The 26951-nt window shown below is 47.2% G+C and carries 20 protein-coding genes; 9 read left to right on the plus strand and 11 right to left on the minus strand.

The features are described from left to right. Window positions 1–658 precede the first annotated feature (658 nt). A complete protein-coding gene (locus AAHB90_RS10200; protein ID WP_342084871.1) occupies window positions 659–1561 on the plus strand; it encodes an adenylate/guanylate cyclase domain-containing protein in 903 nt (300 codons plus the stop codon). 246 nt (window positions 1562–1807) lie between these two features. Here AAHB90_RS10200 and AAHB90_RS10205 read toward each other — a convergent pair whose 3' ends face one another. From AAHB90_RS10205 to AAHB90_RS10215, 3 genes are all read right to left on the minus strand, one after another. Then, window positions 1808–1999: a hypothetical protein gene (locus AAHB90_RS10205; RefSeq protein ID WP_342084872.1), complete on the minus strand. Its 192-nt coding sequence runs from the start codon at window positions 1997–1999 to the stop codon at window positions 1808–1810. Between the two features lie 291 nt (window positions 2000–2290). Beyond that, a complete protein-coding gene (locus AAHB90_RS10210) occupies window positions 2291–3187 on the minus strand; it encodes a 3-hydroxyacyl-CoA dehydrogenase (RefSeq protein ID WP_342084873.1) in 897 nt (298 codons plus the stop codon). A 104-nt stretch (window positions 3188–3291) separates the two neighbouring features. Further along, window positions 3292–3615, minus strand: a complete 324-nt coding sequence (locus tag AAHB90_RS10215) for an SDR family NAD(P)-dependent oxidoreductase (protein ID WP_342084874.1) — start codon at window positions 3613–3615, stop codon at window positions 3292–3294. 139 nt (window positions 3616–3754) lie between these two features. On the opposite strand from AAHB90_RS10215, the gene AAHB90_RS10220 reads away from it, so the two are divergent. Further along, complete coding sequence (locus tag AAHB90_RS10220; protein WP_342084875.1) at window positions 3755–4645, plus strand: helix-turn-helix domain-containing protein; 891 nt, start codon at window positions 3755–3757, stop codon at window positions 4643–4645. Window positions 4646–4975: 330 nt separating this feature from the next. Here AAHB90_RS10220 and AAHB90_RS10225 read toward each other — a convergent pair whose 3' ends face one another. The 5 genes from AAHB90_RS10225 to AAHB90_RS10245 all read right to left on the minus strand — a co-directional run bounded on the left by AAHB90_RS10225 (window position 4976) and on the right by AAHB90_RS10245 (window position 12435). Continuing rightward, window positions 4976–6253 carry a TolC family protein gene (locus AAHB90_RS10225; RefSeq protein WP_342084876.1) on the minus strand — a complete coding sequence of 426 codons (1278 nt, stop codon included), beginning with the start codon at window positions 6251–6253 and terminating at the stop codon, window positions 4976–4978. A gap of 81 nt (window positions 6254–6334) precedes the next feature. Continuing rightward, window positions 6335–9475 (minus strand): efflux RND transporter permease subunit, encoded by a 3141-nt coding sequence (locus AAHB90_RS10230; protein WP_342084877.1) that lies wholly within the window; start codon window positions 9473–9475, stop codon window positions 6335–6337. Between the two features lie 24 nt (window positions 9476–9499). Then, complete coding sequence (locus AAHB90_RS10235; RefSeq protein WP_342084879.1) at window positions 9500–10528, minus strand: efflux RND transporter periplasmic adaptor subunit; 1029 nt, start codon at window positions 10526–10528, stop codon at window positions 9500–9502. 244 nt (window positions 10529–10772) lie between these two features. After that, window positions 10773–11678 carry a helix-turn-helix domain-containing protein gene (locus AAHB90_RS10240; RefSeq protein ID WP_342084880.1) on the minus strand — a complete coding sequence of 302 codons (906 nt, stop codon included), beginning with the start codon at window positions 11676–11678 and terminating at the stop codon, window positions 10773–10775. A gap of 508 nt (window positions 11679–12186) precedes the next feature. After that, window positions 12187–12435: a hypothetical protein gene (locus tag AAHB90_RS10245; RefSeq protein ID WP_342084881.1), complete on the minus strand. Its 249-nt coding sequence runs from the start codon at window positions 12433–12435 to the stop codon at window positions 12187–12189. 157 nt (window positions 12436–12592) lie between these two features. On the opposite strand from AAHB90_RS10245, the gene AAHB90_RS10250 reads away from it, so the two are divergent. The 4 genes from AAHB90_RS10250 (at window position 12593) to AAHB90_RS10265 (ending at window position 18446) form a co-directional block, all read left to right on the plus strand. After that, window positions 12593–13438 (plus strand): DUF3347 domain-containing protein, encoded by an 846-nt coding sequence (locus tag AAHB90_RS10250; RefSeq protein WP_342084882.1) that lies wholly within the window; start codon window positions 12593–12595, stop codon window positions 13436–13438. 91 nt (window positions 13439–13529) lie between these two features. Continuing rightward, window positions 13530–15797 (plus strand): multicopper oxidase domain-containing protein, encoded by a 2268-nt coding sequence (locus AAHB90_RS10255; RefSeq protein WP_342084883.1) that lies wholly within the window; start codon window positions 13530–13532, stop codon window positions 15795–15797. Between the two features lie 37 nt (window positions 15798–15834). After that, on the plus strand, window positions 15835–17874 hold the full coding sequence (locus AAHB90_RS10260; RefSeq protein ID WP_342084884.1) for a heavy metal translocating P-type ATPase: 2040 nt from the start codon (window positions 15835–15837) through the stop codon (window positions 17872–17874). Window positions 17875–17981: 107 nt separating this feature from the next. Continuing rightward, the gene (locus AAHB90_RS10265; RefSeq protein ID WP_342084886.1) at window positions 17982–18446 is read left to right on the plus strand and encodes a hypothetical protein; all 465 of its coding nucleotides are present in this window, start codon (window positions 17982–17984) and stop codon (window positions 18444–18446) included. Between the two features lie 104 nt (window positions 18447–18550). Here AAHB90_RS10265 and AAHB90_RS10270 read toward each other — a convergent pair whose 3' ends face one another. Beyond that, window positions 18551–21703: a chemotaxis protein CheB gene (locus AAHB90_RS10270; protein WP_342084887.1), complete on the minus strand. Its 3153-nt coding sequence runs from the start codon at window positions 21701–21703 to the stop codon at window positions 18551–18553. Between the two features lie 331 nt (window positions 21704–22034). On the opposite strand from AAHB90_RS10270, the gene AAHB90_RS10275 reads away from it, so the two are divergent. From AAHB90_RS10275 to AAHB90_RS10285, 3 genes are all read left to right on the plus strand, one after another. Then, window positions 22035–22238 (plus strand): hypothetical protein, encoded by a 204-nt coding sequence (locus AAHB90_RS10275; protein ID WP_342084888.1) that lies wholly within the window; start codon window positions 22035–22037, stop codon window positions 22236–22238. 295 nt (window positions 22239–22533) lie between these two features. Next, window positions 22534–23355, plus strand: a complete 822-nt coding sequence (locus AAHB90_RS10280; protein WP_342084889.1) for an alpha/beta fold hydrolase — start codon at window positions 22534–22536, stop codon at window positions 23353–23355. A gap of 206 nt (window positions 23356–23561) precedes the next feature. Then, window positions 23562–24578, plus strand: a complete 1017-nt coding sequence (locus AAHB90_RS10285) for an OmpA family protein (RefSeq protein WP_342084890.1) — start codon at window positions 23562–23564, stop codon at window positions 24576–24578. 15 nt (window positions 24579–24593) lie between these two features. Here AAHB90_RS10285 and AAHB90_RS10290 read toward each other — a convergent pair whose 3' ends face one another. Then, window positions 24594–25508 carry a helix-turn-helix domain-containing protein gene (locus AAHB90_RS10290; protein WP_342084891.1) on the minus strand — a complete coding sequence of 305 codons (915 nt, stop codon included), beginning with the start codon at window positions 25506–25508 and terminating at the stop codon, window positions 24594–24596. Window positions 25509–25557: 49 nt separating this feature from the next. Then, the gene (locus AAHB90_RS10295; protein ID WP_342084892.1) at window positions 25558–26559 is read right to left on the minus strand and encodes an aldo/keto reductase; all 1002 of its coding nucleotides are present in this window, start codon (window positions 26557–26559) and stop codon (window positions 25558–25560) included. Window positions 26560–26951 lie beyond the last annotated feature (392 nt).

The following is a 26951-nucleotide window of genomic DNA, read 5'->3' on the forward strand; positions in this document are numbered from 1 at the left end:
ATCGGCACCCAAACCGGAGATAAAGAATACGTTTGTCGGTGCAATTTCATCCATCGTGGGAGAATTTTTAATTGTTGTTAAATCTGGCGACTATAAAGTGTTGGGTTTTGATGGTATTTCCTTTACAGTTTACCATACCTCCCAATAAATGCCCGTTTCAAAAAGTAGATCAATCCCTAACCAGCAAATATAGGAGATTAGTACAATCTCTGTCGACTGAATCTAATAGTCGTTAGCTTCAACGATCCCCGTCACGTCTGGCTCCCATCAAACGGAAGTACAATCTCAGATAAATGAGGTACGTTGGCCAAATATGTGTGGAATTATAGTCCTTTAGTTGCTGGCTTTATTGACCTCAATTTGTAAAAATTTACGATCTAAATTGTATCTTCCTGGTGTCCAACAAAACTAAAATATGGCAACCAGGCTTGATTATACCATTGCGTCCAGGAGGTTTGCGGCCCGCTTTCCGATGTTAAGCGTGGTTGCGTTCCATGTTAGTTTCTGGGTCATAGCGTATAGTCTGCTGTATGGGATTGTCTACTTGTCTTATGTGGCCACGCTAAGCACCTACCGGGAAATGAATGGATCTTTCGCCGGGTTTAATACTCTGCCTGTTTTCATTTGCAGCCTGTTATACGGAACCGGGACAGGCGTTTTGGATTACTTTCTGGAAAGGAAATTCCTGCGCAACACCTCACTCGGCCGGATTATGGCAATAAAAGCGATTGTATGCCTGGTTTTGATGATATGTTGCTTTCTCTTGTTACAATATGTATTTCTGGATTTGATTTTTGCCGGCCAGCTGACACAAACCAGGGCCTTGGTTATAACCAGTTACAACTGGGAGTATCTGTTTCTGCTGGTGCTGGCCTATACCTTTTTTATGACGCTGGTCGTAAATTTTATCGGGGAAGTCGATAAGAAGTTCGGTCCGGGAGTGCTTTTGCCTTTGCTGCTGGGTAAGTACCGGCGGCCAAAAGAGGAAGAGCGCATCTTTATGTTTATGGATTTGAAGTCATCCACATCGATAGCTGAAAAGCTGGGACATATCATGTACAGCAGCTTCATAAGCGATTGCTTTATGGATATTAACCATGCACTTTTTCCCTGTAACGCCGAAGTGTATCAATATGTGGGTGACGAAATTGTCGTAAGTTGGCCGGCAGTAGAAGGGTTGAGGGACTTTTCAAGCACAAGGTTCTTTTTTACCTGCGAAAAGTATATTCAACACAGGGCGCAATATTATTTAAGCAACTATGGAATTGTACCCGTCTTTAAGGCGGGCATGCATATAGGAACGGTAACCGCAGTAGAAATAGGTGAAATTAAACGGGACATTGCCTATCATGGAGACACACTTAATACCGCTGCGAGAATTCAGGGCCTATGCAATGAATATGGAAAAAGGCTTTTAGTCTCCGGCTATTTCTTTGACAGAAGTGGCATTGAAGGACATTTTCCGACCAGGGAAATAGCAACAATCTTACTAAAAGGCAAGAGTGTTCCGGTTCGGATTCTAAGTGTAGAAACTACGGAGCGGTATGCAATTGAATCGTAGGGAGCCGGCTGCAACTTTCAATGGGAACACAACCAGGCCGCACAGCGCACAGAACGGTTTAACCGCGGCCACGGACGGCCTTGAAAGATTTTGTTAATTTACGTCAAGAAACGCCCGAAACTCGACTTTAAACATCTGAATACCTGAGAGGACGTCACCTTGAAGATTGCTATCCAGCAATGAAATCATCCTGTTTAGGAGAGTGAGATACAGATGGGGCCCTCACGGAAATAACACTTTCTGATATCAAAAATCCGGGATGTTTTCCGAGCCCTGGAACATCAGGCCGGGACGGCAGCCGTCGCTGCCAAATTCATTTCGATGAAACTCAAAGCAGCCTTGAAGGAACTCTTTAAGATCAGCATAGCGGATCAGGTGAAACCATTTACCGAACACCGATCCACTGTTGTACTGACCATAGGTTCTCCTATCGATCAAAGGATTGCAGAAGCGGTTTCAGCAAGCACTTGGGGGCCTCTTCCCATCGCGCGATAGACTCGATGATGGGTATTAAGGTCTTGCCCATAACGGCCCCTGATAGGACCTATGCTCGTATGTTTTTTTCCGATCCTGCATGATTGGATTTAATGCCCAATAACTAATGCCAGCCTTCGCCAAGGCCTCGTCGCAATCCTTCTTTTCAACCTAAAGGGCGCGTTCTTACAGGAGCGCGCCCTTACTCACCACCCTCTACCGCTTGATCCCCGGAGGGGCTTCACGGTAACCTTATCACCTATACTTCAAAAAGTCCTCCCGCTCGAAAGCGGGATCAGGATACTTATAAAAACCCTCGCCGGAGGCAATACCCAATTTGCCCTTATCTATGTATTCCTCCTTAAGCCTTTTGGCAGCCTGACGCAGCTGTGGGTCATTCATTTCGGTTGCTAAGATGCTGGTAATGTTAAAGGCCGTATTAAGTCCAGCAATGTCTGCAAATACGAACGGTGCAAAGTTTGATTTTGTCGCAATAATCCAGGTTTTGTCAATCGTCTCGTAATCGGCCACGTCACCGGCCCATAATTTCAGCGCCGCCGTTACCCACGGCACGATCAGAGAATTGGTGATATATCCGGGCTGTTCTTTATGCAATGGCAACGCTACCATTCCAATAGATTTGGCAAACGCAACCACTGCGTCGAATGTCTCCCTGGACGTCCCCGGATGACCCATGATCTCGGCCGTATTGCGGAACCAGATCTCATTGGCAAAATGTAGTGCCAGGAATTTTTCCGGGCGGCCCGTTTCCGCGGCAAACTGGCTGGGAAGTAAGGTAGACGTATTCGTCGCAAAAATGGTTTTATCCGGCGCCAGTGTCGCCACCCTTTGATAAAAATCACGTTTGATGTCCACTCTTTCGGGAATAGCCTCTATCAGAAGATCAGCATCTTCCAAGGCTACTTTAAGATCGCTGCTCAGCCGGAGATGGGCATTGGCGGCTTCGACTTCTATCCTGGTTGCTTGCACATCATTAAGATAAATATCACCGTACCGGGCAAACGAGGCCCTGGCCTTCTCCAAGATGACATCATTGATATCATAAACCGTCACATCGTACCCAAAAAAGGCCGTCTGAAAAGCAATCTGCGAACCTAAAACGCCGCTGCCGGCAATCGTTATCTTTTTCATCTCGATTATTGATTTAAAAATTAAAATGTCGTTGCCCCACCGTCAAACACCATTTCCGCGCCGGCCATACAGGAGGAATTGACTTCCATGATCTTGTCCCACTCTTACGGGGTACTGTTCTCGATATTGCTGGTAAATGCATTCTTCTCGGAGATACCCGCATTGTTCACCAGGATGTCAATTGCACCAAACTCTTTCACGGCCCTGTCAACTACCGAGATCCAATCCTTCTCGGATGGCACATTGTGTTGCAGGACAAGGATGGTGCCACCTGCCGCCTTGACTTCCCTTTCGGGTTCGCTTAGTGAATCGTATTGCAAATCTGTCGCGATGCCCCTGGCGCCTTCTTTGGCGAACAATTTTGCGTCCTCGTACCTCATCCCACTGGCTGCTCCCGTCACAATCGCTACTTTATTTTCCAGTCGCATAATTCTGTTTTTAAAGTTGAGATCGATTATTTTTTAAGGGCTAAATTACACGCCCCGGGACGTGCTGTCAATGTCAGAATGACGCTATTATTGTTCTATTTTCCCCTAAACGTGTACTTTTGTACTCTAACCCGATTGTATGGCCAAGAATGAAAGTTTTAAAAAGATTGGGCTGCCTGAGTTTGAGAAACTAGGTTTAAACCGTATCCAAATACAGGGCCTGGCACTTCTTAAAAGACCAGTTGCCTTTTCTGAAAGCATGCCGGCTGCGACTAATCCCGTGATAGCTTCGGCCAATATCCTGCTATTATGCAAAGAGGGAAACGCCCGTGTGATGTGCAATTTAAAGGAATACTCCTTGCAGAGAAACACACTGTTATTCGTGTTGCCCAACTTCCTGTTCCAGGTATTGGAGGAGAGCGAGGGTTTTCTGATAGAATGCATTGCATTTTCGTTCGACCTCGTATCGGATATCAGACTACCCGAAGATATATCACAGATCATCCAGATGGTGGAAATTAAACCCTGCCTGTCGCCGCCGGCACAGCAATGTTCGGAATTCCACCAAATAATCGAACTAATGAAGGAGCAATACCATACACCGGCCCTTTACCGGGACAGTGTGGTAAGATATCTTTTGCTCGCCCTGTTGCATAAGGTCTCGTCCTGGTTTTCGCCAAGGAAGGTGGAAAATCATCCAGCCGCGGCCCAAAGGGACGAGGAAGTATACAGACGGTTTATGTCCCTATTGCTTAAACATTACAGGGAGAGGCGGGAGGTCCGTTTTTATGCGGACAAGCTTTTTATCTCGCCAAAATATGCTTCCAAAATTATTACCCGGCTTACCGGTAAATCGCCACAAAGCTGGATCCAGGAAATGGTCATCACTGCGGCCAAGTCCATGATCAAGGGTAGCAATATGAGTATCTCGCAGATCGCCAATGAGCTCAATTTCGCCAATCAATCCTTTTTCGGTACCTTTTTTCGAAAACACACCGGTATGAGCCCGTTGGAATACAGGCAAATGTAATGTATATGAAAAAGAAAGCTGTTAAGTACTCAGATTCTCATCTTTTCCCAGCAATTGCCATCTTCATCGGACTAACACAATTTTAAATTGTAATTTAGGCGATTTGAAAACACCCTACAAACAATGCCTGCAGGGTGTATGAAAACACTTCATCTTCCATGAAAATTCACTCCATGTTTCTTATTATTGAGCTTACAATTAAAAGGCACACCTTCGCATCTTCCGTAAACTCTTTTGTACTTGATACAATTCTCTGTCGAAATCCTTGATGGCTCTCTTTTCCAACAGCTACAAAAAGCTCTCTACCAAGTCGCGATCAGGGTCGTCTCACTAATAATCTCCAACTGCTTTTTTGTATTTGGCTTCATTTACCTTGTATTCCGCCTTGGCGTCGATAAGGTCGGAATAAGCCTGCTGCCATAATACCTGTGCTTCCAAAACGTCCTCCCCCAGAACCGTTCCCGCATCCAATCTGTCTTGGTTCAAACGTAGGTTTTCTTCCGTCTGCAATAGCGACTTTTCTGAAAGACTAATGCGCTTTGCTGCCTGACTAAGCTGAAACCAGGCGTTCTGTATTTCCAGCCCGACCAGATCCCTTGTCTCTTCCAGTTCCAGCCTTTGTGCATCAGCTTTAAACCGCTGTTCCTTAACCTTTTGTTTCCGTTGACCCCAATCCAGAAGGGGTACGTTTACCGAAAGCACACCTACGGCAACCGGCATGGTATTGCTTTGATTCTTCACATTGATGTGTTTGCCAAAAGCAGAAACGCCATAGGCATTCAGGGCCACTGTCGGCTTTTGATCGCCTTGCAGTATTTTAGTTTGCAGGCTCTGAATTTCTACGGCTTTGTTCAACATGACTATCTCCGGGCGGTTTTCCATTAAGGATCTATCGGCTTGGGCAACGAGTCCATATTGCACCACGACAGTATCCTGGACATCGAAACTGAGCTCGGTCAGCCCGGCGATCTGCGCCAGGTTGAGTTTAGCCATTGTCAGGCCGTCCTGCGCCCTGGTAAGGTTAAGTTCAGCTTCGTTCCGTTTCACTTCCACTTTCAGCAGGTCATTTTTGTAGATCAGTCCGGCATCGAATGAATTCTTAAGACTCTTGTGTAACGTGCCGAGAAGATCCAGATATTTTTGTGCGAGGACGCTTTTTTCCTTTATACTGACAAGGTTCCAATACGCACTTTCAGCTTTTAACAGGACTTCATCCTCCGTTAAAGACTGTTGAGCTATTTGCAATTCGACTGCCGAGGCAGCGAGCTTTTGAGAGTTTTGCACCTTCGCACCCGCATATATGACCTGGGTCGCGGAAAGAACGGCGCTGGCCTGCAACTCAGGAAGCAGGGTATTTAATGGCCCTGAAAGATATATCCCCATAACACTTCCATCCAATGTAGGTTTTCCGCCTGCCCTGGCCGAAAGTAGTGCCGCCTTCGCAGCTTCGACTTCTTTTTGTGCCTTTTTGAGTTTTTTATTGTGTTCCAGCGCCTGCGATCTTATCTCTTCCAGCGCCAGTTTCTTCCCCTGTGCCATACCCTCATATCTCAAAAACAGGATGGACAAAAGGGACAGTATTACAATCTTTTTTTGCTGTATTTTCATTATCATTCTTTTTAACAAACTGCTCCACGGGAAGAAAACGTACTGGAAAGCGGACAGTTTCGAATTGGTTAACACATTGGCCTAGTGGGCGGTTATAGGCTTATACATTACATCGTCCTCCCCGTCAGGCTGAAATTCAGGTGCTTCTTCGGGGATGACCGGTTGATTTAAAAATTTGTAGTACATCACCGGAACTACGAACAGCGTGAGTATCATCGAGAAGATCAAGCCGAAGGCCAGCACGCTGCCCAGCGGTGCCCACATCGGTGATTTTCCGATGATCATCGGGACCACACCCACAGCGGCGGCAGCTGAGGTAAGAAAAATAGGCCGCATCCTCCGTTTCGCGGCCGCTATTGCGGCTGCTTTATGTTTATAGCCGTGGTCACGGATAAGTTCGTCCGCATAGTCGACTAAAATAATACCATTTCGTACGACGATACCGATCAGGCTGATGATCCCCATAAAACCCGTCATTCCAAGTGGATTTCCCGTAACGAGCAGCCCAAGAAATGCCCCGAACAAACTTAACAGGAACGTGCACAAGACAATGAGGGATTTCCCTAAACTCTTGAACTGAAACAATAGTGTAAGGAAAATAAGAAGAAGGCTCACACCAAGAGAAATGCTCATACTGGGAGCGTTTTCCATACTGGATTCGGCATCCCCGCCATATTGAATAGAAGTTCCTTTTGGCAATTTCAAAGCATCTATTTTCGGCTGAACGTCCTTCAATATACGTGACGGTTTGAGCCCCATTTGCGCTTCCGAATACACACTTAAAAGCTTCAACCCGTTTCGCCTCAGCAACATTCCCGTATGCCATTCAGGGTCGAGGGTGGCCACTTCCCTTAGCGGCACTTTTGTCCCGTAGCGTGAGGAAATGTGCAGGTTCCCCAATGAGATCAAATCCTTCCGGCTTTCTTCGTCATAGCGAAGAAAAATATCCACGGTTTTGTCACCTTCCCACAAAGTAGATAGGGAATAACCCTTCAGGCCAGCGCCCAAAGTCTGCGTAATTGCCTGATTGCTGATCCCCAACCGGTTGGCCTTTACCTTGTCGATATTGAGCTTTACACCCATATAGTCATACTCGCTGCTCAAACGCACGTAGTTTGTTCCTCTGGCATTCTCTAAAATCTTCTTTACCTGTAACGCCACCTTTTTCTGGTCGGCTTCATTTTCGCTTACTATCCGAACATCAATAGGTGCCCCTTCCTGAAAACTCAATTGCTTTATTTTGATGGCACCGTCTGTGACAAAGCCCTTCAGTTTTTGCAAATATTCCTGCGCCATTTCATTGGTAGCATCGTTTCCGGTAGTTGTAATAAACACCTGTGCGAAATGCTTTTTAGGAGTTTCAGGTGCATATGAAGTGTGAAAACGCGGCGAGCTCATCCCGATGAAACTCGTGACGTCCAGTACCCGGTCGTCCTTTTTGAGGATTTGTTCCAGTTCCTTTACTTTCTCTTCGGTCTTTTCCAGAGAGGTTCCGTTCGGCAGCCAAACCTCCATATTGAACTGGTCCCTTTCCGATATTGGAAAGAACTCAGAATCTACTTTGGTGGCAATAAACACCGCCGCCACTACTGATAGGACCCCAAGCGAAATAGTCATTTTTGGGTTTCGGAATGCCGCTTCCACACCTTTATCGAATAGCGACTGTAAATGGTCGAGCATGCTCTTCTTTACAGGGCGGTCGCTAACCTTGTGCTTCAATCCCTTTTTAATAAATACATAGCAGGTATAAGGCGTAAACAACAGGGCGACAACCATTGAGATAATCAAGGATATGGCCACAGTGACTGGCAGATAAAACATAAAGTCCTTAGCAATGCCGTCCATAAAGATGGCCAGTGGCAGGAATGCAAATATAATCGCCAGCGTTGCGGTGAATATCGGAACCATCAGCTGCTTGGCTGCCTGCCAGGCAGCTGTCCAGGGCAACACACCCTCATCGAGCTTCTCAATGTAATTGTCAACGACTACAATAGCGTTGTCAACTACCATTCCAAGTACAATTACTAAGGCAGCCAAGGTCACCTGATGCAGTTCCACTCCCATCAGATTCATAAATGCAAAGGTTATCAGCATGGAAATAGGCGCTGCCGCCGATGCAACCGCCGCTATGCGAAATGGAAGCAGCAACATGACCACTAACAAAACCGAACCGATCGCCAAACCAAATTCCTTCATAAAGTGGCTGATGCTTTCGCCTACCACCTCGGGCTGGTTCACAATGGTCTTTATTTTAATATCGGGGGGAAACGTCTTCTGAATTTCGGCAATTTTAGCCTCTACCTCTTCACCAAACGCCACAACATTGTTACCTGGCAACATATCAATAGACAATACCATCGCTTTTTCGTCGCCAATGCGCACGAGTGAAGACTTTTCTTCAAACCGGCGTTCAAGTATCGCTACATCTTTCAGGCGTACGATCGTTCCTTCGGGCGTTGTGTAGACAATCTGATTGGCAATGTCATTTTCGTTTTTAAAACGGCTGTTGGTGTAAACAGGTACAATGTTGTTCGAACCTGTGGAAACTTCACCGGTATATCCGGTAACATTCTGTTGTTGCAAAGTTCCTATCAGGGTGCCGACGTCAAAACCGTATTGTTGTAGCTTTTTGTCATCTATCTTGATATAAATCTGCTGACGCTGGCCACCCGACCGGTTTATCTTGGATACCATCGGGATCACTTTCAGTCCGTCTTCCAGTTTGTCAAGGTATTTTTCAATTTCTGCGTATGATCGCTCTTTCGATGATACAGAAATAATCATGGCCGTGACATCGGCAAAGTTGCTGTTAATAAATGGGCCTATGACGCCCGCGGGAAGTTTGGAACGCAGATTGGCATCCATATCGAGTTGCAGGGTGTGCCAGAATTTCTTGCGGTCCTTGACGGTCGTGTATATCTCTGAGGTGATAAAGACCTGTCCCTCCCGGACCTCTGATTTCACCTTCTTCTTCTTGATCTCTTCAAACGAGAACAGATATTGTTCTATTTTTTTCGCGACCTCCTCTTCTACCTGATGCTCATCGGCGCCCGGATAAATTGCGTAAACCAGGGCAGTAGGCATCTCGATGCGCGGATTTTCGCTTCGGGGCATATTCATCAGCGAATTAACGCCCATCAACATCAGCAAGACAATCAGTACAATGACCACTTGCTTGTGCTTCATCGCTGCTTCCAGAAAATGTATTTTTCGCTTGATCATTTTTTAAACTAAGGTTTTAAGGAATTAAAACTGGATGGGTGTCCCGTCTTCCAGATTGGTTTGTCCGCCAATGATGAGTTTATCACCCGCCTGTAAACCTTCGTTTACCACTACACTGCTCGTTCCCGTCATTTTCAAGATATTGATCCGCTTTTTGAAAGCAGTATTGTTTGCTTTGGCCACAAATACATAATTGACATTATCCGGATCCCGTACAACGGCCCGGGCGGGAATAACAAGAGCCTCTTGCATCTTGCCAGTATTGATATTAATGTCGGCAATCATTCCCGGCAACAGCTCTCCGTCGGGATTGTCCACACGCACTTTGACGGTGTAGGTCTTGGAAGACTTATCGCCCTGTGGATTGATAATGGAAACTTTTCCGTTAATTTTTCTATCTACGGAAGGGATATAAATCTGTGCATCCGCACCGATTTTCAGGGAACTGATCTCGTTTTCCGTAATTGATGCCACCGCATAAACCTTATCGGTTTTGACTATGGTAAATGCGGGAATACCCGGAGCGGCCGTTGCGCCAGCCTCGGTTTGCTTCTGGGCGACGATACCAGAAAAAGATGCGTACAGTTTGGTATCCAGTAAATTTTTGGCCGCAGTTTCCTTGCTGGCCTTCGCCTGTACCAGTCCCACCTTTGCGGTGATGTAATCGCGCTCTGGCAAGCTCCCCTTTTTATAAAGCTGGTCCAGGCGGTTAAAGTTGTCCTGCGCCTGCTCCAGACCGGCTGCGGCCACATCATAGCTATTCTGATAATTGTTCTGTTCAATGGTGGCAAGCAGCTGTCCCTTGGAAACCCTTTGCCCTTCCTGTACCTGAACTGCCGTTACCCTGCCTCCCACACTGAAACCTATGGAAACCGTATTGTCGGCCTCGATGCTGCCACTGTAAGCCAGCACCTCATTTTGTGATGAAACCGCGATTTCCTCTACGGTAACTTTTACGGCTTCTGCGACATTTTGGTCTGCTTCCTTTTTCTGACCGCACCCGGCTGTCAACAGCAGCATACCCAAAATTGTAAAAATGTTCTTCTTAAGCATTGTCATAAAGTTTGCTATTATTTCGCTGATTAAGGTTTTTGTCAATTTCCCTTAACTGCCAGGTTGCAAATTTCTGACGAATGTGTAGCGGAAGAAAGGTCTGTTTCTCGCAGATTTTGGTCTAAAACCGTTATTCTAAGAATTCGGAAATTTCGGACGTGCAATCGCCGGAGTTGCATCTGACCAGGTGAAAGCTTTACGCCGAAAGCTGGCGCCGAGCTACAACTCCTCCGGCATTGAATTATTACTTGTATTTGTCCCTGAAAGCTTTCGGACCGAGCATCATCTTCTTCTTAAAGAATTTTCCGAAGAATGACTGGTCGCTGAAATTAAGCTCTTCGGCAATTTGTGCCAGGGAAAGCGATGTATCCATTAAAAAATTCCGCGCCTCCATTACTACCGCTTCCTCGATCACGTCCCGCGCAGTACTTCCTGAGGCCTCTTTGAGCAGCTTTGAGAGGTGACCCGACGTAATAAAAAGTTTATCAGCATAAAATTTCACGCTTCGTTCTTGCCTGACATAGAGCGACAGCAAATTGAGAAAATCCTGGATAATTTCCTTTTTTCGAGACGTTTTCATAGCTACTTTCTCCACCTCGGTGCGATATACCTCAATGATTTCCAGAGCCAATAGGTTGAAATAATGAAATGTTTTTTCTTCGCTGTAGTAACTTTCTTGCCCATGCATGGAATTAAGTTTATGCATACTTTCAAGTAGATAAAGGACCACTGCCCGCTTAGATTCAGGAAACGAGAGGACCGGCATTTCGTTCAGGGTAAAAAAGCGAAGCACGTTGACCTCTTCATAATTCAGGATATTTTTCAGGGCGTATTGGTCGGTAAAAACGAGTCCTATGATTGTCACGGGCTCCAATATTTCCAGAATATGCGTTATCACCTGAGAAGAAATAATGACGAGATCGCCAGCACCCACAACGAAAACTTCAAGATTGAGCTGTATTTTCAGCTTTCCGGCGCGTATCAGTAAGAGTCCGGAGTTGTTACCACGGAAAGGATAAGGAAAAGGGTTCTCTATAACCGGTTCCTTGTTGTAATGAACATGGCACTCTGTGCCCAGCTGTGCATCCTCACCCAGGATGTTGAGAATTTCTCTTAAACTATGCTGACGGACCTGAGAATACGTTGCCAATTGTTACCGTTTTTAGTATCTGCAAAAATAGACTATTGTTTTCTGATTCTTTTTACCGACACATGGTCTTGACAAGGGCATAATGGTTCATAGACAGTCTTCCTAAACTGCCGAAAAGCCGCATTCATTCTGAAGGTCCACCTCAATACAGGCAGACCCGAAACCCGAGTTGGACGGGACCAACCGGAAATCATTTCCTGACGGGCTATACCCGAATTGCCAGTTGGGGGAATACTAAGTACGAGCTACCCGTCTAAATTGAAAGAGCTACCAAGGATGCAGGAAGAGATAGAAAATAAGGTAGTTGTCAAGGCTGAACGCCCCTGTACATTGACTTTGATAAAGAACAAGCCAATAATTATGTAATGGATCTCCGCAATTATGTAAAAAAGATTCCCAAATGATCCACGACATTTGTACTGCTGAAATCCGTGTGTTGCTTTATGAAAGGTTTTGTTGCCATCCTACTGACGATCACCTGCCTACTGGCCCTGCCGGCAGGTTACAGTTATGGCTGCGGTAGCAAGCACAGCCCGTCGAAGATCCAATCAGCATATACAACCCCGAAAAAAGCTTGTTGCAGTTCATGCAAACAGTCCAGGCCGGGCACTAAAAAGAAAATGTGCGGCCACACTTGCGGCGGTGCCGGGTGCAGCTGCGCCCATGGATCTCCGGTATTTGCTTTAAAAACACAAGCCGCCATAATCCTGCAAAAACCGCTCACAACGGTCAGCCAGGCCGGTTCCTGGTTCTTCAAAGAATCTATACCTCAACCGGTGTACCTGTCTCTGTGGATGCCGCCAAACATAAACTGTTAAGTTGCCAGACGCCACAGGTGCGTCTTTTCGAAAGCACAACCGCTTTCGAATGATCAATTTATGTCAACAGTTTAAGTCTTTTCAAAAATGAAATCAATGAAAATTTGGATGGCAATCGTGTTATTGCTGTGCTCCCAACTGTCGCAGGCAGAAATAAAAAATGCGTCTACCGAAAAGGTAAAAATTCCTGGATCGTGCGACCTGTGCAAGCAAGGCATTGAAGCCGTTGTTTTCGAGAAAAATGTTTCAAAAGCCAGCTGGGACAAGGATACGAAATTAGCTACGGTAACCTACGACCACAAGAAAACCTCTGTGGATGCGATCCTTAAAAGAGTCGCATTGGCGGGCTATGACAATGATCGGTACCTCGCACCGGATGATGCGTATGCAAAACTTGCGGATTGCTGCCGATACGAGCGTGCAGTTAAGAAAGAGGCGGTCGCCGGGGAAAAAATGCCGGAGCACGAGCATAGTACTATGGCGACTGCCGGAAAAACAGCGGCTGTCGATGCCGATCCGCTAAAACCGGTTTTGGATGCTTATTATGCGGTCAAAGATGCCTTGGTGGGCTCCGACGGTGATGCCGCTTCGAAGAATGCAAACCGTCTTGTCAACGCCATCAAAGCGGTAAAAATGGATCAGCTTGCGTCTGAGCAACACATGGTTTGGATGAAAGTGATGAAAGACCTGGACTTTGATGCGGAACATATCGCGGAAACCAAAGACGTAAGCCACCAGCGTGACCATTTTACTTCGCTTTCGGATAATATGTATAAGCTCATAAAATCTGCAAAGCCATCCGAGGCGGTTTATTACCAGCATTGCCCGATGGCAAAGGACGGCAAAGGCGCTAACTGGCTTAGTCAGATACCGGAAATCAAAAATCCATATTACGGCAAACAGATGCTGAATTGTGGCAAAACCACCGAAACCATCCGGTAAGCAAAGCCGCGTTCTGTATCCATTTCTTCCTTCTGCCTCCGCTGCAAACTGCCGGGGCAGAAGCTTCTTCTCCATTTAACGCAAACCCCTTATGGATTCTGGAAAAATTCCTGGCATCAAGGTTATTTTCCCTTTTATGATCTGTCTTCTGTTTTCTGCCCTGGCAGGTGCTCAGAAAATCGTTCGGTACGATCTGTATGTGAAGGACACGACCGTGAATTTCACGGGTAAACCAAAAAGGGCAATCGCCGTAAACGGGCAGATACCCATGCCCACACTTATGTTTACAGAAGGCGATACGGCCGAAATTTATGTCCACAATGAGCTGGACGAAGAAACGTCCCTGCATTGGCATGGGCTGTTTTTGCCCAATAAATATGACGGGGTGCCTAACCTGACCCAAATGCCGATCAAGCCGCATACGACGCATTTGTACAGGTTTGCGATTATCCAAAGCGGAACACATTGGTACCACAGCCATACCCAGTTGCAGGAGCAGATCGGGATGTATGGCTCGATGATCCTGAATAAGAAAAAGGAGCCGGCCATTCCCACAGTCCCCATCATATTGAGCGAATGGACGGACATGAACCCGAATAACGTGCATCGTATGCTGCACAATGCCAGTGATTGGTTTGCCATTAAAAAGGGGGCAACCCAAAGTTATTCGGAGGCGATCAAACAGGGCTATTTTAAAACCAAAGTAGCCAATGAATTCAAACGGATGACGGCCATGGATGTCAGCGATGTGTATTATGACCGGTTTTTAATTAACGGGAAAAACGAAAGCCAGCTTTCTCAGTTTAAGCCCGGCGATAAAGTGCGCCTGAGGATTTCCAATGGGGGCGCATCCACTTATTTCTGGCTCACCTATGCGGGCGGAAAAATGACGGTGGTGGCCAGTGATGGCAATGAGGTGGAACCTGTGGAAGTAGACAGGCTCATAATAGCCGTATCGGAAACCTACGATGTGATTGTTACCATTCCCCCGGCCGGCCCGGGTGGCAGACCGGTCGCCTACGAGTTGCTGGCAACCTCGGAAGACCGTACCAAATCTGCTTCGCTCTATTTGGGTGAAGGCATCAAACAACTTGCCTCGCCACTGCCCAGGCTCAAATATTTCGAGGGAATGAAAATGATGAACGGGATGATGAAAATGAACGGAGATCTGGACGATATGGGCATGAATATGAGCCTGAACCAAATGGATATGAATGTGGTCATGTACCCCGAAATTACAGGTATACAGCAGAAGACAAAGGGCATGAAAATGGACGGCAAAAACAAAGCGGCGGAAGGTGCGCATGCAGGTCACAACATGTACAACAGCAATGCACTGTCTTCCATCACAACGCTGAACTATGCCATGCTCAAATCGCCGGTCAATACATCTCTTCCCAAAGGCGCGCCGGTGAAAGAGCTGCGATTCGTCCTGAGCGGCAACATGAACCGGTACGTATGGAGCATGGATAATAAAGTAGTGTCTGAAAGGGATAAGATCCTGATCAAAAAGGGCGAAAATGTGCGTTTGGTGATTTACAACAATTCCATGATGCGCCATCCCATGCACCTTCACGGTCATGATTTCCGGGTGCTGAACGGGCAGGGTGAAAACGCCCCGTTGAAAAATATCGTAGACATCATGCCCATGGAAACCGATACCTTAGAGTTTGCCGCAACCGAAAGTGGGGACTGGTTTTTCCATTGCCATATTCTCTACCACATGATGAGCGGGATGGGCGCCGTTTTCTCCTACGAGAACTCACCTGCAAACCCCGAAATTCCCAATCCGAAGCTTGCACAGCGAAAGCTCTTTGCCGATGACCGGGAATTCCATTTTATGGCCGAAAATGATATCGCTACCAACGGGAACGACGGGGAAGCAATGCTGCAAAACACCCGCTGGAGCGTGGGCTCCGAATGGCGGCTGGGATATAACGATCACCATGGATACGAGGTAGAAACACATGTAGGGCGGTATATCGGGAAAATGCAGTGGCTGATGCCCTTCATCGGATTTGACTGGCGGTATCGGAAAATGGCGATGGACGAAATCGAAACCAATCTGTTTGGCCAGCGAAATACTAAGGACCGGCGCTCCATCCTGAGTGCAGGTGTTAATTATACGTTACCCATGCTAGTTTCGGCGCAGGCAGAAATTTTTATGGATGGGATCGTCAGGTTTCAACTGGAGCGGATGGACATCCCCGTTTCCAAACGTCTGCGGATGAACCTGATGATCAACACGGATAAAGAATACATGGCGGCGCTCAAATACATCTTTACCCGGTACGCAGGTGTGACCGCGCATTATGACAGCGATATGGGATTTGGGGTGGGAGTGACTTTGAATTACTGATCATTAAAGGGTTGCCGGTTAAAATAAACCAAACAAAATGGAAAATCACCACGGACATCACCACATGAAAAAAGACGTTTCCATGGAAGGCCATCATGATGCCGCCATGCAAACGGATGGGCATTCCGGCCATGACAAACATGCGGGGCACCACACAGAAGATTTCCTCAAACGCTTCTGGATATGTGCAGCGCTTACGGTTCCGGTACTATTGCTCTCACATATGATCCAGCAGATGGCGGGATTTGACTTCGCATTTGCCGGTGACAAATATGCGCTGCTGATCCTTAGCAGTGCCATTTACATTTATGGTGGCTGGCCTTTTCTGGCAGGTCTGGCCGGCGAAGTGAAAGACAAAAACCTTGGGATGATGACCCTGGTAGCGGTGGCAATTACGACTGCATATGTGTACAGCGTAGCGGTGGTATTCGGACTGGAAGGCATGGATTTCTTCTGGGAGCTTGCCACCCTGATCGATATTATGTTGCTGGGACATTGGCTGGAAATGAAATCCCAGATGGCCGCATCACGCGCATTGGAATCGCTGGTGGAACTGCTTCCGTCAGTGGTTCATGTGGAAAGGGACAACCAGGTAACCGATATTGCCTTAAAGGAGCTTCGCTCCGGCGACATATTGCTTGTTAAGCCGGGCGAAAAGATACCTGCCGATGGAACGATCCTCGAAGGTAGCTCGTACGTGAATGAAAGCATGCTGACAGGCGAAAGCGTGCCTGTGCAGAAAAAGAAAGACGACAAGGTTATTGGAGGGGCGATCAACGGCGATGGGGTCCTGAAAGTCCACGTGACAGGTGCCGGGGATGATACTTATTTGCAAAAGGTGATCAGTATGGTCAAAACCGCCCAGAGCGCTAAATCCAATACCCAGAATCTGGCCGATAAAGTGGCTAAATGGCTTACACTGGTTTCCATTACTGTCGGGCTGGCCACTTTTATCGTCTGGCTTTCCGGCGGGCAAAGCCTGGCATTTGCGTTGGAAAGAATGGTAACGGTGATGGTAACTTCCTGCCCCCATGCTTTGGGCGTAGCAATTCCGCTCGTGATTGCGATTTCGACCACCCTTTCGGCGACACACGGCCTGTTGATCCGCAACCGTACCGCTTTTGAAAATGCACGTAATCTGACTACCATTATCTTCGATAAAACGGGTACCCTTACCAAAGGCGCTCACGAAATCCAGCAGATCATTATTCAGGACCAACAGTTTTCGGCCGATCAGATCCTGCAATACGCGGCCGCGGTTCAGCAAAACTCCGAGCACCATATCGCGCACGGGGTACTCAGGAAATTAAAAGAGAGCGGATTAGAGCTGTGGAAATCTGCTGACTTCAATTACCTGCCTGGTATCGGCGTGACAGGAGTCGTAAACGGGAAAAAAGTGGTTGCGGCTGGACCCAATTATTTCAGCCACGAAAAGAAACCAATCCCGCAGATCCCCGATCAGGTAAACCAGGCTACGGACACCGTCAATTTTATCCTGATTGACGGCAACCTGGCGGGCATCATCACCTTCGCCGATTCTATCAGAGAGAGTGCGTTTGAGGCCATTTCGGCGTTGAAAAAGATGAATATTAAAACCTTTCTTTTGACTGGCGACAACGAAAAAATTGCCGAAGCTGTAAGCGAAAAGCTCGGGATGGATGGCTATCTGGCGAATGTGCTGCCACATCAGAAGCAGGATAAGGTAAGGGAATTTCAGGATAAGGGAGAGATTGTGGCCATGACCGGGGACGGTGTCAATGATGCGCCCGCATTGGCGCAAGCTGATGTGGGAATCGCCATTGGTTCCGGTACAGACGTCGCGGCGGAGACCGCTGACATTATCCTTGTTAACAGCGATCCGATGGATGTGGTACAAATGATCACTTTTGGAAGGGCTACTTACCGGAAAATGGTGCAAAACCTTGCCTGGGCAGTCGGTTATAATGTGATAGCAATTCCGTTGGCAGCAGGCGTCCTGTACCCGGCATTTATGCTCAGCCCGGCCATGGGTGCGGTATTAATGAGCGCGTCCACCATTGTAGTAGCCATCAATGCGAAATTGTTGAAAGTAAAATAGGCCTTTTACTATTGAGTCGTGACCAGGGTCATCTTTGGCAATGACCCAAATCAGAAAATCAACCTGGCAGGCAAATTATCTTTGATCATCAAGAAAACAACAAATCAATGAAAACGAAGAATCTAACAATGATTGCAATCATGTTTCTGATGATACTAATTTCATCGGGAACCTACGCGCAAAACTACAAACAACCCCTTCCATCTATTGATGCAAACGGGAAAGTGATCGATGCGAAAGGAAAACATATTGGCTGGGTCACCAGTGACGGAATCATCAAAGATGCTACCGGAGCCAAAATCGCACATATCGATGATCAGGGGAGTGCCGTTGACGCCGTAACAGGTAAAAAACTGGGCAAGGCGTCAAAAAACGGTACCTATCTTTATCATGTCCAAAGCGGTGCCAGTGATAGTTTAACCGTAACCATACCCATGAATGGGATTTGTGAAGTCAAAGATAAAAGTGGAAAAACACTGCTTTTGGTCCACGAAAATTACAAACAGTATGGGGCTTGCGCCATGCATTGCCTAATGATAAAAAACGAGCATAAGGACATGAAAATGAAGTAAAATGGGAGTTACATAGGCTCCGCAGGTGGAGTGTAGGTGCCATGACGAAATACTCAAAACGCTTGTCGCACAAAAGGAAGAAATTGGAATATTCGGCAGGACCACTACAATTTCCCGGCATCGAAATGCACGCTGAAATTGCTTCCCTGGCCGGGTGTGCTTTCCACGACCAAATTTCCGCCCGATGCATCGATGATCCGTTTGGTGAGATACAGGCCGATTCCGTCTCCCTCGATATCATGCCTTAATCTGCCGTAAAGGTTGAAGATCTGGTCAAGTTCCTGTTCCGGGATGCCGACACCGTTGTCCTGCACGGAAAGAATGATATGCCGATCTGCTTTTTTCGTGCTTATTTTGATGACCGGAAGTCCGCTTTCATTGTATTTAATGCTGTTGGACACCAGATTAAACAGAATGCTCCTTAGGTTTTTCTTTGAAAAATGCATGGACTTTACTTCGAGATTGACGGTTATCTCAGCGCCCGTCTGCCTGATCTTGTTTTCAAGGCTCCATAACACACTCTGAACAACTTCTTCAAGATCAATCGGTTCCATTGATCTAAGATCAGCTTCGACCTTAGCGATGGTGCCTATATCCTGCACGAGCGTGCGGAACCTCTTGACCGAAGTATTGATAATGCCTAAAAACTCTTTAAGCTGGATATCGGCCACGCCAATTTCATTCATAACGGCGATACTCCCTTCTATCTGGGTAAGCGGTGTCATCAGATCATGGGAAGCGAGGTGGACGAAATTGTCGAGTTCTTTGTTAATCTCGTTCAGTTTTATGTTTTTGATATCAAGCTCGATAGCGATTTCTTTCAACCCGGAAATGTCGTTGAAAGTTACGATCGCTCCTTTTCTGGCCATATCAATCTGCCTGAGATAGGGCATTGTCACTACCTGGCACCATTTGCCGTCTTGCATATGGATTTCCCTGGACACGACACCCCCTAAATCCACCACCTGCCTGCAGTCGTGGATGATCGTTTCTAACCGCACGATATTGGCAATATGCGTGATCGGCCTGCCGATGTCGGTTTCCGCAAGATTAAGGTAATCCGGCACGCCGGCGGAAAATTTCATCAGTTGCAGCTCGTTGTTAATGAAAAGCTGGCCGTTGATATTGCTTCTGAAATAGTTGTTCAGATCATCGTTGACCTCGACAAGTTCTTTGTTGATCGTATCAAGCTCCTCGTTCACCGATTGCATCTCTTCGTTGGTGCTTTGCATTTCTTCGTTGGCCGAAAGCAGCTCTTCATTAAAGGATTGTAAATTTTCCAGAGACGCGTCCAGTTGTTCATAAGTAGCGGAAAGGGTGGCTTTAACCTGGCTGAGCTCGCTTTCTATATTGACCGTATACTGGTCATGGTATAGCCTTTCATCAAACAGTCGGTCCTGTTTTTTACCCTCATTGTCGCCGGGCGCTTTGCTGAAAATGACGAGGAAGAATTCCTGTTCATCTTTCAATAAAGGCATGGGGGCGAGAGAGAGATCGACAGTGGTAGTCAGGTCGTCGAGTTGAATAGGGACGCCTCTGACCGCCTCCCTGCCATTGCTCAGACGCGCGTCGGCTTTTAAGGTATTGAAGGCCGACAAGAGCGGTTTGGGAAGTAGATCCGCGAGGTTGGAATTGAAATTCTTCTGGAACAGAAACGCCGACGTGTCGCCATAAGATTTGATTACTTGATTGTCAGAGTCAATACAGACAATCAGGCGGCCCGACTCATTGGCCAACGCCAAATTGATGGCCTCCGCCAGCGACCCGTTGGCTATTTTTGGCCTTTCCCAGGTTTTTTTAGAGTCAGATCTTTTCGGATCGCCGAACTCGGGCAACGAAAATGTATCAAAATTCACTATCCGGCTGGCTGCCAGCTTTTTATATATTTTCCATTTTTTGTTGACCAGGTGCAGGTTTTTAACAATGGGTAATGGGTTTTCGCTTGATCCCAGCATAATGTGTCCATCCACTTTTAATCCAAAAAGCAGCATGGCGAATACTTTTTTTTGCAAGGTAGGCGACATGTAAATGAGCAGGTTCCTGCAGCTGATTAAATCGATGTTGCAGTAAGGAGGATTTTTGACCAAGTCGTGTTGCGCGAAAATCACCATTTTTCGCAACTCGGGCCGGATTTTATAATCGGCGCCTTGCCTGGTAAAAAACTTCTCAAGCCGCTCGCGTGGGATTTCTCTTATTGCCTCTGAACTATACAGCCCTTTTCCGGCATGCTTTAATGCTATATTGTCGATATCGGTGGCGAATATCTTTACGGTTATATTTTTGGGATTACCTGCAACCTGCTCCCAGACCAGCATAGCGATCGAATAGGCTTCCTCCCCGGTGGCGCAGCCCGGTACCCATATTTTCAATTCTTCACCCGCACCGATTTTCTCGAGCATTGCCGGAATGATGCTGGTCCCCAGAAAGGCGAAGGCTTCCTCATCCCTGAAAAAGGCAGTCACGCTGATCAGAAATTCTTTGGCCAATGCGCTTATTTCTTCGGGCGTGCCTTTCAAAAAAGAGAGATAGTCGGCAAGTGACGAAAAGTTCTGATTGACAGCCCTTTTCCGGGTCCTGCGGGTAAGTGTGGCCGGTTTGTAGCCTGAAAAGTCAAATGCGGTGTTGTCGCGTATCAGGTCAAGAATGATCTGCATACTTACTTTGTCATTTTGGTCGCTCAATACCTTCCGGTTTTGCAATACGTAATCCTGGATGAGTGCGGGCATCAGATCGGGCTCGGTAACGAAGTTGATCGCGCCTGTTGCAATGGCATTGGCCGGCATACTCCCAAATTCGGTCGTTTCGGGATTACGGGCAATGGTGAATCCTCCGGCATTTCTGATGGATAAAATTCCCTGGGCGCCGTCCTTGCCCATGCCGGAAAGAATGATGCCGATCGCTTTTTCACCCTGATCGGCGGCAAGGGAATTGAAAAACTTGTTGATGGTCAGATGTGGATGATGTCCGGCTCCTTTTCCTGTAATATACAGCCGCCCCTTCAGAATGGTCATATATTTATCATTAGGGATGATGTAAACATGATCTGTTTCGACCAGCATCCCATTTTCTGCCTCCCGGATGACCAGATGCATGTGCCTGGCCAGTAGCTCCGCCATCCTGGTGCGAAAATCGGGTGACAAATGCTGAATCACCACGTAGGATATGCCATCCAGTGGCTTTTGATCAAAAAATGAGGTAATTTCCTCGATCCCGCCCGCCGAGGCACCAATCGATACAATATGATGATGCTCGTTCATAAGGAAAAATGTTACAGGAAACTATGTGTGAATTTGGTGATACTTTTTATCAAATTGTCGAAAAGTATTGCATTTATTTTATCCTGTTATACCCGTCTTTTTATGTTCAGGTTTTTTATTTTGATGTGCTAAGTGCAGAAAAGTTGTTAAGCAAATAACCTTATTTTCCACTCGCCGAGTGCCGCATTTTCCAAAAGGGATGTCGGTGTCGGCCCACGGTCGCGCCTGCAAGCTTTTCTTTATCAGGAAAAATCCATTGAGGATTGAATAGCTGATATATGTAAGCTTCCCGGAATATCAATGGTTATGTTAAATAAGCGTACCTTAGCATATGAAAATCAAAATATTAGTAAAAAAAGATCTCCCACCGCCAAGCTCGGTATTGAAATTCAGGATTAAAAATACGACCAACTGGCGCGTTGGCTTTACCGACGGAGAAACCGGCGATTTTGTCCAGATAGTGGACGGGATCACTTACAGCTATTCCTGGAACCAGATTGATGAATATTATTTAACTGCGCCTGTGTTACCGTAGCATAATGCTGCTCATCCTGCTCCAAATTGCGCATGTTTTTTAAGGCCCCCATATAGAATACCGCAAAAAATTTGACACGTATCAAGTGGACAATTATTCGTTTATTATTGTCGCTGTACATCACCGATTTACCTGAACAGAAAAACTTTGGCAGCCCAAGCCAAACCCGGATTCAAATTGCTGCGTAAATATCATCGGCGGGAACATGTGTCGAACGAACGCTGATTGCTTCATTGATATTTAATGAATATGCCGATATTGTGGAAAGTTTTTTTCACTTCTAAATTAAAATAGCATGAGCACGCTTACATTACGGGATGGAGCCGAAATGTTTTACAAAGATTGGGGTACCGGGCAGCCGATCGTTTTTCATCATGGCTGGCCGCTTTCGAGCGATGATTGGGACAACCAGATGATGTTCTTTTTGCAGAAAGGCTTTCGCGTTATCGCGCACGACCGTCGCGGACACGGCCGCTCATCACAGACCTTTGAGGGGCATGAGATGGACACTTACGCAGCGGATGTGGCGGAACTGGCCTCGCATCTTGATCTTAGAGATGCGATTCATGTTGGTCACTCTACCGGAGGCGGTGAAGTAATTCATTACGTTAACAAGCACGGGAAGGGTAGGGTAGCAAAAGCAGTGCTGGTGAGCGCGGTGACCCCGGTGATGATTCAATCCGAAAGTAACCCGGACGGGGTTCCGGCCGGTATCTTTGACGAAATTCGGCTGATGACCGCTACTAACCGGCCGCAATATTTCAAGGACTTTTCTAATGCTTTTTACGGCTATAATCGCGAAGGGGCTGTCGAGAAACCGGGTATACGGGATAATTGGTGGAGACAGGGAATGATGGGCAGCGTGTTGGCACACTACGAATGTGTGAAAGCCTTCTCTGCCACTGATTTCACCGAGGACCTGAAAAGCGTCGATGTACCTGTGCTGGTTCTGCATGGAGAGGACGATCAGATCGTTCCATATCAGATTACTGCGGTGAAAGCTGCTTCACTTCTAAAAAACGGAACCTTGATTACCTATCCCGGCTTCCCTCACGGAATGCCTACCACAGAAGCTGAAACAATCAACAAAGATATATTGGCATTTATCACTCAATAGAGCATCGCCAATTAGGCCTTGTGAAGCCAGGTGCCCATTGAAAAAGCCCGGACCGCATTAAGTGGTCCGGCTTTGGTTAACGCAAATCGCCGAGCTTTTGCGTTAACCAAAGTCTTCCGGAAGGTTAACTTGGCAGCCCGGATGCGGCGCTGGCGGTCTGATGCCCGGCGGAAACCAAATCAACACATATCCACTAATAAAGAAAAATGAAGATAGTAACGCAGTTTTTGCCCATGGTGGCAATAGCGGCATTGACAACCCTGTCGTGCCAAAAAGAGGCCAAGGAAGGTAACAAAACATCTCAAACAGTGCGTGAAGACACCACGCAGGTGACCGCTGAGCAAATGCAAAAAGATGCTGCATCGTTCGATCCGGAATCAGTCCCGGTTTCGGAAAAAGATTTAGGGCAGTTCCCATTTTTTACCTTGCCAAAAGGGCTTAAACCGCTCAATAAGCCGGTGGAGAAAAAGTATGACAAATTGTTCTTTCCACTGGGCGGTGTAATGACCCCAGTTGAAGGGAAGGTGTGGCGGAGCTTCATTGCGGCCGAAAAGGGCACCGAGGACTGGTCGCTGGCCTATTTCGAGAAAAGTTATCATGAAGCGATTCTCGCAGCAGGTGGGGTAAAGGTGTTTGAAGGCCAAATTTCGCAACAGGAATTCGACAGGTATAATAAAATGGCGACATATCTGGGCGATGAGGGCGCAATGGGGTACCCCGAGGAGCGGATAACTGTATACCTGATTCGCAGGTCGGCCGGAGATGATGTATATATTCAGTTGACGGGAAACGACACTGGCGGAAAGTTAAACATCCTTCAAAAGGAACCCTTTAAGCAAACGATATCAATCATCAGTTCCACGCAAATCCAAAAAGACCTGGAACAGAAAGGGAAGGCTGTGCTGCACATCAATTTCGATACCGACAAAGCTACCTTGACAAAAGAAGGTATCGAGGCGGTTGGAGAAATTGTCAAAGTTTTGCAACAAAATAAAGACCTGAAAATAGCGGTTAATGGGTATACAGACAACTCGGGCAGTCGCGAGCATAATCTGGATCTTTCCAGGCAGCGTGCTACGGCTGTCAAAAATCGCATTGGCCAGGCGGGCATTGACACAGGCCGACTTACGGTGGACGGTTTCGGCCAGGATAACCCGATCGCCGATAATTCATCCGAGGAAGGCAGAGCCCAGAACCGGAGGGTTGAACTGATCAGAAGATAGGGGGCAGAAGAATCACTAGCTCAGTGACCGGCGGTAGCCGAGTGGCGTAACATTCGTTTTGTTTTTGAAAAATCTGCTAAATGATTGCGGAAATTCAAAACCCAGTTCGAAACCGATTTCGCTCACGGTGAGCCGCGTTTGCGAGAGCAACTCCTTGGCCCTGTCGATCGCAAACCGTTGAATGTGTTGCTGGGTGTTTTGCCCAGTCAGGTTTTTGAGCAGATCACTCAGGTAGTTGTCGGAAAAATTGAGCTCGCCGGCCAGGTAGGAGACCGTCGGCAAGCCTTCGGAAACAGGTCGGCCGCTGGCGAAGTAGTCGGACAGGAGCTTTTCCAGACGTATGAGCACATCGCTGGTAACGGGTTTGCGGGTGAGAAATTGGCGGCCGTAAAACCGCTGCCCATAGCTCAAAAGCAGTTCCAGGTGTGCGATAATAACCTTTTCGGAATAGGTGTCGATCCTCCCGCTGATTTCGTCCCGCAGCATTTTCATGACCGAAAGTACCTGGTTTTCCTCCTGTTCCGACAGGTGAAGGGCTTCGTTGACTGCATAGTCGAAAAAACCGTATTCTTTCATGCGCTGGCCAAGCGGGTGACGCCTGATGAAATCGGGATGGAAAACGACGCAGCAGCCGCTGGGTCTATGGTCCTCTGAGATATTGCTGGTCACCTGGCCGGGTGCGGTACAAAACATGATGCCCTCATCAAAATCGCAGAAACCCTGCCCATAGCGCACTTTGCCGTTTACATTTCTTTTCAGGGAAATGCAATACATATCTATGATCAGCATTTCCTTGGTGGTATCGGCGTGGACGTGATCCATTTCCTCGAAGTCGAACACGCTCACCAAGGGGTGCACGGGCCTGGGCAAGCCGAGTATGCGGTGCTGCTCCGAAATCGAATGGACAATATAGGGCGCCTGTTTTTTCATTGGTTAAAGATAAGCATACGGGCAGGAACTTTGCCTGCCCGTACAATGGCTACCGGTCGATCGCGTCCATACCGAATCTGTCGTAACGGTCGCCCGTTTCGGTTCCCAACGGAATAATAGCTTCCAGGCGCCCTAGATCAGCCTCGCTGAGCACGATTTCGGTGGCAGCGATGTTCTCCTCCAAGTATTTCCGACGTTTCGTCCCCGGAATAGGTACTGCGCCCTTGGCCATCACCCACGCCAGTGCCAACTGCGAAGACGTTACCTGCTTTTCCATGGCCATTTGCTGAATTTCTTCAAGCAAGTCCAGGTTTTTGTAAAACTGATCACCCTGAAAACGCGGGATACCCCGTCTGAAATCATCCTCCGCCAGGTCGTCCGGGCTTTTCAGCTCACCGGAAATAAACCCGCGGCCCAGCGGTGAATACGCTACAAAACCAACGCCCAGCTCTTGCAATGCCCGCATGATGCCCGCCTCCTCGGGATTTCGTTCAAACAGAGAATATTCGGTTTGTACGGCTGTAATCGGGTGGACCATATGGGCCCGCCGGACGGTTTCAGCCGAAACTTCAGACAACCCGATATAACGCACTTTACCTTCCTTTACAAGGTCCGACATGGCCTCGACCGTTTCTTCGATGGGCGTATTGGCATCCAGCCGGTGCAGATAGTACAGGTCGATATAATCTGTACCAAGATTTTTCAGCGAGCGCTCCGCGGCTTTTTTAACATAAGCCTTGTCGGCCCGGAACTTCCAGGTAATCTGTGCATTGTCGTCGATCTCCCACCCAAACTTGGTGGCAATCAGGTATTCGGCCCGGCGTCCTTTCGTCGCTTTGGCTATAAGCTGTTCGTTGATCAGCGGCCCGTAAAGGTCGGCTGTGTCGAGAAAATTTCCACCGAGTTCAAGCGAGCGGTGTATGGTGGCAATTGCTTCGGCTTCATCTGCCTTTCCATAAATGTCCATATGGGCCATGCCCGTCATTCCCATACAGCCCAGTCCGATCGATGGCACCACGAGACCCTGGCTTCCTAATTTTACGAGTTTCATACTTTTGGTATTTGTTTGTTTCAATCAATGCAAATCTAGGAAGGTCCGTCACGGCAGGATTAACCCTATCCGGGAGGTTTGTATCCAAAATCCGGTTACAGCATTTATTTCAATCCCCTCATTGTCAAATACGATCCTTGGTTTGATGAATAACGTTTGCCAATCATTTAATCAGCAGGCTGCAGCATAGACCGGGTCAAAGTGATTGTCAGGTAGTCACCTAAACGTAACCAGCATTCCGACGATGTGCTAACGCAGGCAAAATCCCTTCAAAATGGTAACCTTTGGGTAACTACTTGATCATCAGTTTCGGTTCTGATATCTTCGGCCGGTTGATAGTGATTACCATTAGCAAATATTATGCACGTCAAACTTAGATTAATGAGATTCTT

Source organism: Dyadobacter sp. OTU695, from assembly GCF_038440355.1.
Lineage (GTDB): Bacteria > Bacteroidota > Bacteroidia > Cytophagales > Spirosomataceae > Dyadobacter.

Coding starts and splice junctions, on each gene's coding strand:
- AAHB90_RS10210 (WP_342084873.1), bottom strand. CDS start 3,187: ATGAAAAAGATAACGATTGCCGGCAGCGGCGTTTTAGGTTCGCAGATT.
- AAHB90_RS10215 (WP_342084874.1), bottom strand. CDS start 3,615: ATGCGACTGGAAAATAAAGTAGCGATTGTGACGGGAGCAGCCAGTGGG.
- AAHB90_RS10220 (WP_342084875.1), top strand. CDS start 3,755: ATGGCCAAGAATGAAAGTTTTAAAAAGATTGGGCTGCCTGAGTTTGAG.
- AAHB90_RS10225 (WP_342084876.1), bottom strand. CDS start 6,253: ATGAAAATACAGCAAAAAAAGATTGTAATACTGTCCCTTTTGTCCATC.
- AAHB90_RS10230 (WP_342084877.1), bottom strand. CDS start 9,475: ATGATCAAGCGAAAAATACATTTTCTGGAAGCAGCGATGAAGCACAAG.
- AAHB90_RS10235 (WP_342084879.1), bottom strand. CDS start 10,528: ATGCTTAAGAAGAACATTTTTACAATTTTGGGTATGCTGCTGTTGACA.
- AAHB90_RS10250 (WP_342084882.1), top strand. CDS start 12,593: ATGAAAATTTGGATGGCAATCGTGTTATTGCTGTGCTCCCAACTGTCG.
- AAHB90_RS10255 (WP_342084883.1), top strand. CDS start 13,530: ATGGATTCTGGAAAAATTCCTGGCATCAAGGTTATTTTCCCTTTTATG.
- AAHB90_RS10260 (WP_342084884.1), top strand. CDS start 15,835: ATGGAAAATCACCACGGACATCACCACATGAAAAAAGACGTTTCCATG.
- AAHB90_RS10265 (WP_342084886.1), top strand. CDS start 17,982: ATGAAAACGAAGAATCTAACAATGATTGCAATCATGTTTCTGATGATA.
- AAHB90_RS10270 (WP_342084887.1), bottom strand. CDS start 21,703: ATGAACGAGCATCATCATATTGTATCGATTGGTGCCTCGGCGGGCGGG.
- AAHB90_RS10275 (WP_342084888.1), top strand. CDS start 22,035: ATGAAAATCAAAATATTAGTAAAAAAAGATCTCCCACCGCCAAGCTCG.
- AAHB90_RS10280 (WP_342084889.1), top strand. CDS start 22,534: ATGAGCACGCTTACATTACGGGATGGAGCCGAAATGTTTTACAAAGAT.
- AAHB90_RS10285 (WP_342084890.1), top strand. CDS start 23,562: ATGAAGATAGTAACGCAGTTTTTGCCCATGGTGGCAATAGCGGCATTG.
- AAHB90_RS10290 (WP_342084891.1), bottom strand. CDS start 25,508: ATGAAAAAACAGGCGCCCTATATTGTCCATTCGATTTCGGAGCAGCAC.
- AAHB90_RS10295 (WP_342084892.1), bottom strand. CDS start 26,559: ATGAAACTCGTAAAATTAGGAAGCCAGGGTCTCGTGGTGCCATCGATC.